Here is a 13,078-nt window from a genome sequence, read left to right on the forward strand (position 1 = left end):
GAAATTTGAGGCAATTTCAATAAAACAGCCAAAAAAATAATTATTTAACATTAATTACAACAAACCAATACAGATACTACAGGATACTGCCATAAAAAAATATTGATAATTTTAGTTTTCAACAAACCAAGACAAAGAATTATCATATGGAAACCTCAAATTGGATACTTCAACTTTTAGGCAGGCTGCACCCTTTGCTGGTACATTTTCCTATAGGATTATTGGTTGTTTCTTTCGTATTAGAACTACTTACCCTTAAAGGCAAAAGAAATTCTCTTAGAGAAGGTATTAACTTCATGGTATATATTGGTGCTTTTTTTGCTATACTCTCTGCCATAGTAGGATGGTTATTAAAAACACAAGAAGATTATGCCGGTAATTTAGTAGATAACCATCAATATACTGGTATAGCTACCGCTGTACTTGCTCTAGCAACAGCATTAATTTTAAATTACAGTTTACGTAAATCAAAAAAACTAACCCTTTATAGATCCATCTTTACCATAACAATTGTTTTACTTAGCGTAGCAGGTCATTTGGGCGCAAACCTTACACATGGAGAAGATTATTTAACAGCGGTATTACCAAGTAATAATACAAAATATGACAACGAAAATACAGTTGCATTATTACAGGGCTTAAAATCTGCCGATTCACTTTCTATCTTACAAAAAGATAAATTAAATCTAGAGGTAAGGGGTATTTTTGCTCATAAATGCTACCAATGTCACGGTGAGAATAAAAAGAAAGGTGACCTAGTTCTTGAAAATAAAGCAGGAATTTTTAAAGGTGGTGAAACTGGCTTGGCAGTGATACCTGGCAATGCAAAAGACAGTGAAATCTATAAACGAATTATTCTTCCGGCTGGTCATAAAGATGTTATGCCAACAAAAGGTAAACTGCTATCTTCTGATGAAATTGAGCTTATAAAGTTTTGGATAGATGATGGTGCTCATTGGTCTGACCAAGAGGTGAAAATTTTTCCTGAAGCTGAACTTGCATTACACAAGCCAAATTTACCGACCGTTGCAGATGTAAATCACCCAGTAGATAAATTGCTAGCTACTTATTTTACCAAAGAAAATATAGACTGGTCTGAATTGGTGAACGACAGATTTTTTATAAAGCGTGCCTATTTAGATATTATAGGGCTATTGCCAGAACCAGATGTCATAAATACTTTTATTGAAAATACCGACCCTAAAAAAAGAGAACTTTTAATAGATGAATTATTGAAAGATTCTGATAACTATACACAACATTGGTTGAGCTTTTGGAATGATCTTTTGAGAAATGACTATAGTGGTACAGGGTTTATAACACAGGGGCGATCACAGATTACAGGATGGTTGTACGATGCTTTAAAAAACAATAAATCATATGATGTAATGGTTAGTGAGCTAATGAATCCGAACAAAGATTCTGAAGGGTTTATTAAAGGAATACAATGGCGAGGTCTTGTCAATGCCAGCCAAACAACAGAAATGCAGGCAGCACAAAATATTGGGCAATCTTTAATGGGCACAAATGTAAAATGCGCTTCTTGCCACAATAGTTTTGTCAGTAATTTAACCTTAGATCAAGTATATGGCTTCGCCTCAATTTTTTCAGAACAACCTTTAGAGTTGAATAGATGCGATAAACCAATTGGCAAAATAGCAGAAGTCAATTTTCTTTATCCGGAGTTAGGAAATGTTGATGGTGAAACGTTAGATGATAGATTGCTGAAGTTATCTGAAGTTATGATCAGCCGAGATAACGGTAGGCTATATAGAACTATAACGAACCGCATATGGGACAGATTAATGGGGCGCGGTATCATTGAACCTATTGATGAAATGGACAACACACCATGGAGCGGAGAATTGTTAGATTGGCTTGCCGCAGACTTCATTGATTCTGGTGCAAATTTAAAGCATCTGATCAAACAAATTATGACGTCCAAGGCATATCAATTACCTACTGTTAGTTATAATAATGTAGCGAACATTAAAAATGATTACGTGTTTAAAGGTCCAGTATTAAGGCGTTTAAGTGCTGAGCAATTTTCAGATGCTATAAGCCAGGTAGTTACCCCAGTATATGCCGCGGTAGAATATAACCCTAATGAAGAGAAAATGCCTGCCTTAAGGGTTTGGCATCATGAAAAAGACTTGACCAATACCGTGTTACCACTACCGGGAACAAGATACTTTAGAAAAAACTTTAAATTAACGTCCAAACAAATTACCAAAGCCTCAGTATTACTTTCCGTTGATGATGCCTATGAACTATTTATTAATGGCGTTAAAATAGGTGAAGGAGATGAATGGACCGAGGTGGGTAATTTCAATATAAAATCTCACCTAAAAACAGGTAAGAACAGTATAGCCGTTAAGGGTATTAATAAAGGTAAAATTGATAATCCTGCAAGTCTTTTGTTCGCAATGAAAATTGATTTTAAAGATGATACATCCGTAAAATTGTTTTCAGACAAATCTTGGGTAAGCACTAATATAGAACCCTCACAAAACTGGACAAGTACAGATTTTAACGATAGTGATTGGGACCAAGTTCATAACTACGGAACCAACAACTGGGGTAAATTATTGGATTTTACATTTAATGATCATAACCAAACATTTGCAAGGGCAAGTTTGGTAAAACAGCACCCATTTATGAAAGCCTTGGGTAGACCAAGTAGAGAAATTGTAATTTCAAAGAGGGAAGAACAAGCTACTTTACTACAAGCCTTAGAGCTTACAAATGGATCTTTTTTTAACAAGAAACTAGAACAAGGATCAAAAAAATGGTTGAGCTATTATAAGCACAATAGTAACTTAATTGCTGATAATGTATACCTAAAACTATTAGGAAGGTTGCCTTCAAGTGATGAGAAAGATATTTTACTAAATGCTTTAGGGAAACGACCAGAATCAGAAAACCTTCAAGATATATTTTGGTCGGTTCTTATATCTCCAGAATTTCAATTTATAAATTAATAGATATAAACTTTATTACAATGAAGAATAGCTCTGATGCACAGAATTCTAGAAGAGAGTTTATAAAAAAAATGTCTGCCGCAAGTATGGCCGCATCTTCAACGACCATTCCATTAGCAAGTTTTTTAAGTTCATGCTCAAAAGATGTTCAAAAAATAGCTGCTACCGCTGATAGCGTTATTTTACTTTGGATGGCCGGTGGTATGGCACACACCGAAACGTTTGACCCAAAATCTTATGTCCCATTTGAGAAAGGGTTAAGTATTAACAAAGTATTGAGCACCTTTGATAAGCACCCTACTTCGGTAGACGGTTTAGAATTCTCAGAAGGTTTGCAGTCGATAGGTAGCGTAATGGATAAAGGTGCCATTATCAAGTCTTATAAAGCAGCAGATTTAGGGCACATTTTACATACCAGACATCAATTTCATTGGCATACGTGTTATGAACCACCACAATCTGTACAAGCACCACATATAGGCGCTTGGATAGCAAAAGAGCTTGGACATATAAATCCTGTAATTCCCCCATTTATTTCCATAGGACAGCGCTTCACCATGGGCGAAGCAGAAGAATTAAAAGCTTTTCATACCGCTGGATTTCTTGGAAATGAATTCGGACCATTTTTAATACCTGATCCTTCTGAGGGTTTAGATAGTGTACGGCCTCCGCAAGGTATGTCTCTTAAACGGTTTGAGGCTAGGTATAAACTATATAAAGAACTTGCCAATAAAAGTAAAATTATGGAGCAGGCCAGTGATTACCAACGTGAATCTTTAATGAGATCAATGGAACAATCTTACAGGTTACTAAATTCACCAGAAGCTGAAGTATTTGACCTATCTAAAGAACCAAAGGAAGTCTATGAAACCTATAATACGGGTCGTTTTGGCCTAGGTTGTCTATTAGCAAAACGCTTAGCCATGAATGGCAGCAGATTTATTAGTGTTTCTACCGAGTACGAACCCTTTTTAGGGTGGGATACCCATGCCAACGGCCATACGAGGGCAAAACAAATGAAAGCCTTGATCGACAAACCCGTTAGTCAATTAATCAAAGATTTAGATGAATCTGGTCATTTAGATAGAACACTTATCATATTGGCCAGTGAGTTTAGTAGAGATGCCATTATGGAAGGTAGACCTGGGGAAGAGGTAAAAGACCAAGCTAGAAACCAACCAGATATAATTCAAGAAGTGAAACATTATGGTATGCATCGTCATTTTACTGATGGAGGTTCCATATTAATGTGGGGAGGTGGTATTGAAAAAGGTCTAGTCTATGGAAAAACAGCAGACGAAAGACCTTGTGTCTCTATTGAAAAACCAGTAATTATTGATCAGGTACATCAGTCTATTTATCACGCCCTGGGCATAGATTCACAAACCCATTACGAAATAGAAAGCAGACCTTTTTATACCACACCAGATGGAAAAGGGAAACCAATTTTAGATTTATTCGGTAAAACATTAAGCAGAAAAGAACACGCTTAAATTATACTCGGCATGGCGAAAACAACAATGAAAAGAAGAATTTTTTTAAACAAGTCTGCAAAGGCCGGTATAGGTGTGGTATTGGCTCCGCATTTTAATATCATAAAATCGAAACCTAAATTATATGAAACCGTTATTGGCCACGGTGATTTCAAATACCGAGTTCATAAAGATTGGGGGAATTTAGACAGAAGCCTTACGCCTGTAAAAAATTGTCATGAAATGGTTATGGATTCAAAAGGTCGACTCATAATGGTCGGTGATGATACCCATAATAATATTTTAATTTATGATAAATCTGGTAAACTTTTAGATGCTTGGGGTATTCGCTATAACGGCGGTCATGGTTTAACTTTATGGAACGATGGCTCAGAAGACTTTTTGTTTATATGTGATTCTAAAGGAGAAAGCCTAATCAAAACCACTACAGACGGCAGAGAATTAATGATTATTGAACATCCATCTGAATATGGTGCCTATGATAAGAGTGATGCCTTTAAACCTACCGAGAGTGCCATTGCCCCTAACGGGGACATTTACATTGCAGACGGTTATGGATCGAACTACATTTTACAATTTACCAAAGAAGGTGATTTTATACGTAAAATTGGAGAAGGGCGTGGTACTGGTAAAAATCAATTTCAAACAGCACATGGCGTCTGTATAGATTATAGAGGAAAAGGACTTCCTACTTTATTGATAACTTCTAGGGCGGCAAACTGTTTTAAGCGTTTTACACTTGACGGTATTTTTATTGAGCAAATAGATTTACCCGGTGCTTTTGTATGTAGACCTGTAATTCATAATAGCAATTTATATGCCGGTGTATGTTGGTCTTCTGAGACAGATTTTGAAGAAGGTGATATGAATACACACCCAACACGAACAAGTCCAAAATCTGGTTTTGTTACCATTTTAGATAAAAACGGCAAGGTAGTTTCCAACCCAGGCGGTGTTGAACCTCATTATAAAGATGGACAATTACAAAGAATGGTTCAAAAGGATGAAATTTTCAAACATTGCCATGATGTATGTGTTGATAATGATGATAATTTATATGTATGCCAATGGAATGCAAATAACAGTTACCCTATTAAACTGGAAAGAGTTTAAAATGACTTAGTAATGTACCCGCTAAATTATATCAATACTTTACTTCTGTTAAGATGAAACTTAACCAAATTTTAATTACGACCAAAACGCTGGTACTATTTTGAAGCGATTCATGTTTTGTAATTAATTTTATATATCTTTTTTCAATAACTTATTACTTTGCTTTTTCAATGTAATATTTGCGAAATTAATTGATATCCGACCCTCAATTAAGCTGCATGCATTATATCTAAAACCTCGAAATCTACCTAAAAAATGATTCATTTATTAATCATCAAAACAAACGAATTTTTCAATTATTCGTTATGTTGATCAATAAAAAAAGACTGCCTATTTTAGACAGTCTCTTTTAACTCTTAAAAGATTATTCAAATGAATATGTTTAATTTTTAATAAAAATCTCCGAACTATAAAGTTCATTATCTATATAAACCTGCAAATAATAGGTACCTATTGACAAGGTATTTAATGATATCTCAACTGTTTCAATACCTTTCTTAATACGTTGCGTTTTTTCAGCAATGCTATTACCGCTATTGTCTAACAGTATTAATTTAACAGTGCTATTTGTTTTGGTTTCAATATTGGCCTTTATAGAAGTAGTAAATGGGTTTGGATAAGTACGTATACTCAATTCTGCATTATCAGAATCTCCATTACATGCTCCGAGTGTATCACCATGTTCTAAATGTGCTTGTACTGCCGCTTGTGCAACGCAAATTGTTTTACCCTTATGGCAAATAAGTACCTTTGGATTTTTATCTGTTCCACAACTTACATCAATTACTTCAACCGTTATTTCCGCGGTCGCTTCGCAGCCATTAGCGTCTGTTATAATTACCATATAGGTTTGTGTACTATCTGGGCAAACATCAATCATTTCAGTTGTTTTGCCCGTACTCCATGTAAAATTATATGGTCCTTCTCCACCTGTAATGGTTGATATTCCAATGGTAGCACATTGTTGTGCTCCATCATATCCTGCGTACAATACCGCATTATCCGATACCGTCACCACTATATTACTAGGTTCGGTTATTTCTATACTTGCCATTATCGTAGCATTTAAAGCATCAGTAACCGATATGGAATAGGTGCCTGATGCAAGATTGTTTATGGTTTCCGTTGTTTCACCAGTACTCCATAAATAGGTATATGGTGCTATTCCTCCAGTAACCGAAACACTGGCCGTACCATCATCTGCGCCAGCACAGCTAACATTTGTAGAAACTAATTCTAATTGTAAAGGTTCACCTAATGGTATGGCTTCCCATATGCTTCTGTTATCAGTTGCGGGTACTTTACTATGTGTTACCGTTCCATCTTCATTTTGGTACAAATATCTGCCAGAGGTTCTAGATTCAAATCGATACGTATCAGAAGTTTCGTCATAACTAATAATCCACGTTTTATCGGTATCGCCTGCTGGCGAAGCTTTTGTGGTACATACTACTACATAAGGACCTGCCGGACCACCAGCACCAGGTGCTCTTAAAATTCCGGTTCCTCCAGTTTCACTTTCACTATCTATATTGTAAAAAGCTCCATTTTTGACAAACGTCCATTGTGTATTTTCTGCCCCACCTGAATCTGACATGGTAACGGGTAGAGCGCTTCCTGCTCCAGTGGTTAAGAATTCTCCTGTTTCTACATTTCTTAATACAACAACATCAGTTGTAAGTTCAGGACCAGTGGGGTTTTCATCCACAACTTCAGCTTTTTCATAGGTAGTTTCTGCCCATCTTATTTGAGCTCTACCCCCTTTTACGCGGTAGGCACCATATCTAATACCAGATTGCAGTCCTCTTTCCGGGTCGGGAATATTGAAATTAAAGGCATCCCCTCCTATAACTGCATCACAATAATGTATTTTTTTTGAAGCATCGTTAGGGTCAGCTCTAAACCCAACCTCTAATTCAAAATCAATTTCCGCATTCTTAGCCACTCTTTTTAAGAATACAACTTCTCTACCGCTACCTGAACCTCCTCGTTCCAAGATACGTTCGGCGTAGATATCAAAGGCTACTTGTTTATCTGCATCTTCACCTGTACCATAAACAGGCTTCGCTAAATACAAACAGATAGCAGGGTCTGCTGAGCCTCCTCCGCCTGTATGTTTTCCCTTGGCTTGTATTAAATAGCTTCCATCTTGGTTAATAGAACCTGCATCACCAACTTCAAGAATTCTAACAATTCCTTTAAATCTTGCAAAACTTCCAATACCAGTTTCTTGAGATCTATTTAAAGAACGCTCCATTCTGGGTTGCAACGTATTAGGTGCATCAATATGATTAGATCCATCGGTAATATTATATACACCCCAAGTTTTACCATTGACAGAAACCTCACTATAATCAGAATAACAAGTTCTGTCATCCATGACCCCTACATTTTCAGGGTTTGGAATATCAAAATTTCTAGTATTGTTATTGTCAAATTCACCTGAACAGGATAAATCTGGATTAATATCTTCATCTATAGCTGCCCCTTCTGGCGTTTCCACAATAGGAATAAGTTTCCAATTGCTTCTATTATCCGTATCTGAAACTACAGCATGGGTTATACTTCCATCTTCATTTTCATATAAATATCTACCAGTGGTTCTAGAGCCAAATCTATAGCTATCAGTAGAACCGTTATATTCTATTGACCAAGTTTTATCGGTATCAGCTACCGGCGGAGCTTTTAAGGTGCCTAAAACTACGTAAGGACCTGCTGAACTACCAGCACCTGGTGCACGCAATATTCCTGTAGCACCAAATTCACTTTCACTATCAATATTATAATAGTCTCCACTTTCTACAAGCGTCCAACGCGTATTCTCAGTTTCTCCTGAATCAGCCATGGTTATGGGCTGATTACTCCCTGCCGAGGTAGATAAGTACCCTTCTGTCTCTACATTTTGAAACAGAAGGGTTGTCCCTAAAGGAATTTGTACAACAGGATTTTCAACAACCGGAATAAGTTTCCAATTACTACGATCATCAGTAGCATCGACTATAGAATGAGTTACGGTTCCATCTTCATTTTGATACAAATATCTACCCGCGGTTCTAGATTCAAATCTATAGCTGTCGGTAGCTGCACTATACTGTATTGTCCACGTTTTATCGGTATCCGCTGCTGGCGGATTCTTTAGAGTACTTACAACTACATAAGGACCTCCTGGTCCACCAGCGCCAGGCGCACGTAAAATTCCTGAAATTTCACTGTCTATATTATAATATGACCCACTTTCTACAAACGTAAAATGTGTACTTGGTTCGTCACCTGAATCTGACAAGGTAACCGGAGACGTGCTTGAACCAGCATCTGTTAAGAATTGCCCTGTAGCAACATTTTGTAATTTAAAAATCCCATCAGAGGGTGGTACGTTTTGTGCCGTCACTACTAGTGTAATGAGGGTAAAACAGCAAATTAATAATGAATTAAGAGTAATTTTTTTCATTTTGTGAGGTTTTCACGAAAATTATCTTAATGATTTCTTAAAAGTATCCTGTACTGTACTGATATCGCAAAAAAGCAACAACTTATTTATTAATAATTAGAATTTTAAGTTAACAAATAAAACATTTAGTAACATAACACTTTTTTGAACTATCATCACTTAGACCGATCTTGTTTCAAGATAGGCAATAGTTTTATTCACATTTATATTATGCAAAAAATCTAGATGCAAGAATTTAAGTTATTAAGCTCACCTACAATTTAACCATATAGTACAGGATACACTAACAGTACAAAAAAAGTACATTGCCTTAATTATTATCTAATAAACAAGAACTAGTATATCTTAATTATGGCATTGTCAAAAATTTTTTATCAATCAAAACAGCTTGGCTTCATATTGATTTTTTTATTGTTGAGTTCCTGTAATCAAACTACTGAAAAAGTAAGCTTATCTTTTAATAAACTAACCGCTAATAATTTACAAAACAGTAAAAAAAATACACCCGTTTTTTCATGGACCGTAACATCAAAAGGGTTTAACAAATCGCAATCTGCATACCACCTTCTTGTTGCAAGTAAAAAAAACTTATTAAATAAAGACAAAGCCGATATCTGGAACACTAACAAAACCACTTCGGCCAAATCAACTTTTATCACCTATACTGGTGAGCCTTTAAAACCTATGCAAACCTATTACTGGAAAGTTAAAATATGGGATGAAAAAGAACAAGAATCCGATTGGTCTGAAATACAAAAATTTGAAGCGGGTCTTGAAACCGAAAGAGATTGGGGTTCTTCTGCATGGATAACATTAAACGAAGACAAAAGAACATCTCCACACCAATACAGAGATTACAAAACCGGTAAAATGAGTAAACCTACTGCCGTTAAAGGTTTCGCTGCCAGTTATTTTAGAAATGAAATTGATGTAACTAAAGAAATAGAAAGTGCCAAAGCGTATATCTGTGGTTTGGGTTATTACGAACTATACTTAAATGGCAGTAAAGTTGGAGATCATGTCTTAGACCCTGCACCCTCTAATTATGACAAGCAAGCATATTATGTAGACTACGACCTTACAGATATTCTAGAACCAGGCACCAACGCCTTAGGCATTATACTAGGAAATGGATTTTATGGTCAAAATATCTCATGGAAAAACGACCCTGAATCTGAAAAAGATTTATCCTATGGCCAACCTTCAGTAAAACTTTTAATAAAGGTTACCTATACCGATGGTCAAGAAGCTGAATTTTATACCGATGATACTTGGAAAGAGTCTACGGGCCCAATTGTATTCAACAATATTTACGGCGGCGATACTTATGATGCACGGCATGAAATAACTGGTTGGAACACCGTAGGTTTTAATGATCAAGATTGGAGCAACCCGAAAATAGCCACACCCGAATTAAGAACAATTAGTGCGCAGCAAATACCTGCCATCAAAAAACTTAAAGAATTAGAACCAAAAGAGGTTTTTAAAGGAGCAGATGGTGAATGGATCGTTGATTTCGGCCAAAACATAGCAGGTTGGGTCAAGCTAAATGTACAAGAAAAAGAAGGGCAATTAGTTCAAGTAATTACTACCGAGGCACTTTTAACAGACGGTTCAGATATATTTAAAGGTTCTACGGGCGGCGGGGCCAATGGTATGCCACAGGTGTACGAATACATTTGTAAAGGTAACGAACCCGAATCTTGGGAACCTAAATTTAGCTATCATGGTTTTAGATATGCGAAGGTAAAGGGGGTATCTTCAAAACCAAATGCAGATATGATAAAAGCTGTACTAGTAGCTACCGACATAAATGAAACAGGCAGTTTCACTAGTTCAGATGAATTATTCAATAAGATGCATAGCATTAGCAAGTGGACAATAGTTGATAATTTACATGGTATTCCCGAAGATTGTCCACACCGAGAAAAATGTGGTTGGCTGGGCGATTCTCATGCATTTGCAGAATATGCACTTTATAATTATGACATGCATGATTTTTATAGTAAATACATGGAAGATATACGCACCCAAATGCGACCAACAAAAGGGCATAATAATCCAGATATTAAATTTCAAGTACCAACAATGATTGCTCCCGGTAAACGAACATCCACTTACGCTAAAATAGACTGGGGCGTTGCCACCATGTACTTACCTTGGTACAGTTATAGGTATTATGGAGATGAAACCATAGTTAAGGAATACTACGAGGAGATGAAAGAGTTAACTAACTTCTATCTATCCTTTAAAGATGAAAACGGAATCATGCAAGACGGTATGGGCGATTGGTGTCCGCCGTTGTGGGACAGAAGATTAAATCCGAGCGCCATGGAAACCGACCCCATCATATCCGCTAACGCCTATTTCTATGATGTATTGGGAATTATGGAAACTTTTGCTAAAATGAACGATGATGCAGCTTTTGAAGCACAGATGAAAGAAGAAAAAGATTCTTTAAAAAATGCGTTCAACAAGGCATATCTTAAAAATATTCCAAACACTGAGCATAAGTGGTATCAAAGTCAGACCGCAACCGTACAAGCTTTGCAGTTTGGTATGGTACCAGAAAACGATATACAAAAAGTGGTGAACGGCTTAGCATATAACATTACCGAGGTAAAGGGCGGTCATCATGCCACAGGTATTCATGGTAACAGATATATCTATACTGTTTTGACCAAGTACGGTAAAGAAGATTTAGCATATGACATTTTAACAACACCAGAATTTCCTAGTCAAACGTATGTTATGAATTCCGGCTTTACAACATGGCCAGAACGTCAATTTGAATGGGAGAAAATGGAAGGACCTACAAATTCACTAAATCACCCAATGCACAGTGGTTTCGCAGCATATTTCTACGAATCCTTAGGAGGTATAAAATCATCTAAGGACAAACCGGGCTATAAAGAATTCATTGTAGATCCAAAATTCCCAAAATCACTAACCCATACAGCAGTTTCTGTGCCAACACCTTATGGTAATATTGATTCTAAATGGTCTTTAGAAGATGGTGATTTTATAATGGAATTAAGCGTACCGTTCAACACCACAGCTCTATTACCATTGAACGAAAATGAAAAAAACAGTTTAAAGATCAATGGTACAGATTGGCAAACTTTTCAACAAGAACCGATCAGTAACAATGAGGTTAGATTAGGCTCGGGAACTTACAAAATAAGCTACAAGAAATGATAAAGAACTTCTTTATTAAAATAATGTTGCTATTCAGTTTTTTGACATTACAGTTCTCTTGTAGTTCAGATTCCGTGATAAATGAGCCCATGCAGGAAATACAAGAGGATAATATTAACACAGACGAAGATGAAACAGATGAGCCCAACACAACTAACACCGAAATAGATGTCATTAGCTATATGGAAAATAATGGCATTATTAGCGTTGAATTTGAATCAGTAGAGGGAGATTTAGAATGGGAACGTGGAAATAAATTAAATGATTTTGAAGGCATTGGTTATCTACGATGGAATAAAGAAGATAATTTTAATACGCCCGGCATAGGTACTTTGGTCTACAAATTGAATATTACAACACCAGGAACCTATCAGTTTGTTTGGCGTTCAAGAATTTCTGAAGGCGATATACAATCTGAAGGAAATGACTCATGGCTTCGCTTTCCAGACGCGGCGGACTTTTTTGGACAACGCGAAGGTAGTATAGTATACCCGAAAGGAGTTGAAAAAACACCGGTTGTCGAGGGCAGCAGCTCAAACGGTTGGCTAAAAATTTATATGAACCGTTTAGGCGAATGGTTATGGCGGTCAAATACCAGCGATAATGACCCGCACAATATTTTTATAAAATTTGATGAGCCGGGCCTTTATACCATGGAAGTTTCCGGTCGTTCTAAATTTCATGCTTTAGACCGTTTTGTTTTGTTCTTAGAAGGAAAAACATTGACAGAAGCACAAAATGCAGACAGAAGTACCATTGTAAGACCTTAGAAAATTAAATAGCACCTTAAAATATTTTAGTCAACAGAAATCCAACACTAATGAAACCAATGAAATATCACATCT

The 13,078-nt window shown here is 36.4% G+C and carries 6 protein-coding genes; 5 read left to right on the plus strand and 1 reads right to left on the minus strand.

Annotated elements, in window-relative coordinates:
- Window positions 1-146: 146 nt before the first annotated feature.
- Genes SJY30_RS09140 through SJY30_RS09150 form a run of 3 tightly spaced genes read left to right on the plus strand, consistent with a single transcriptional unit; the run spans window position 147 to window position 5,587 of the window.
- Window positions 147-2,981, plus strand: a complete 2,835-nt coding sequence (locus SJY30_RS09140; RefSeq protein ID WP_396635241.1) for a DUF1549 domain-containing protein — start codon at window positions 147-149, stop codon at window positions 2,979-2,981.
- 20 nt (window positions 2,982-3,001) lie between these two features.
- On the plus strand, window positions 3,002-4,474 hold the full coding sequence (locus tag SJY30_RS09145; RefSeq protein WP_396635242.1) for a DUF1501 domain-containing protein: 1,473 nt from the start codon (window positions 3,002-3,004) through the stop codon (window positions 4,472-4,474).
- Between the two features lie 12 nt (window positions 4,475-4,486).
- The gene (locus tag SJY30_RS09150; RefSeq protein ID WP_396635243.1) at window positions 4,487-5,587 is read left to right on the plus strand and encodes a 6-bladed beta-propeller; all 1,101 of its coding nucleotides are present in this window, start codon (window positions 4,487-4,489) and stop codon (window positions 5,585-5,587) included.
- Window positions 5,588-5,969: 382 nt separating this feature from the next.
- On the opposite strand, the gene SJY30_RS09155 is transcribed toward SJY30_RS09150, so the two are convergent.
- The gene (locus SJY30_RS09155) at window positions 5,970-9,035 is read right to left on the minus strand and encodes a hypothetical protein (RefSeq protein WP_396635244.1); all 3,066 of its coding nucleotides are present in this window, start codon (window positions 9,033-9,035) and stop codon (window positions 5,970-5,972) included.
- A 351-nt stretch (window positions 9,036-9,386) separates the two neighbouring features.
- On the opposite strand from SJY30_RS09155, the gene SJY30_RS09160 reads away from it, so the two are divergent.
- Complete coding sequence (locus tag SJY30_RS09160) at window positions 9,387-12,233, plus strand: alpha-L-rhamnosidase (RefSeq protein ID WP_396635245.1); 2,847 nt, start codon at window positions 9,387-9,389, stop codon at window positions 12,231-12,233.
- Between the two features lie 89 nt (window positions 12,234-12,322).
- Entirely contained in the window at window positions 12,323-13,003 is a 681-nt protein-coding gene (locus SJY30_RS09165; RefSeq protein ID WP_396635246.1) for a hypothetical protein, read from the plus strand.
- The last annotated feature ends 75 nt before the right edge of the window (window positions 13,004-13,078 follow it).

The organism is Maribacter sp. R86514 (assembly GCF_044597005.1).
Taxonomy (GTDB): Bacteria; Bacteroidota; Bacteroidia; order Flavobacteriales; family Flavobacteriaceae; genus Maribacter.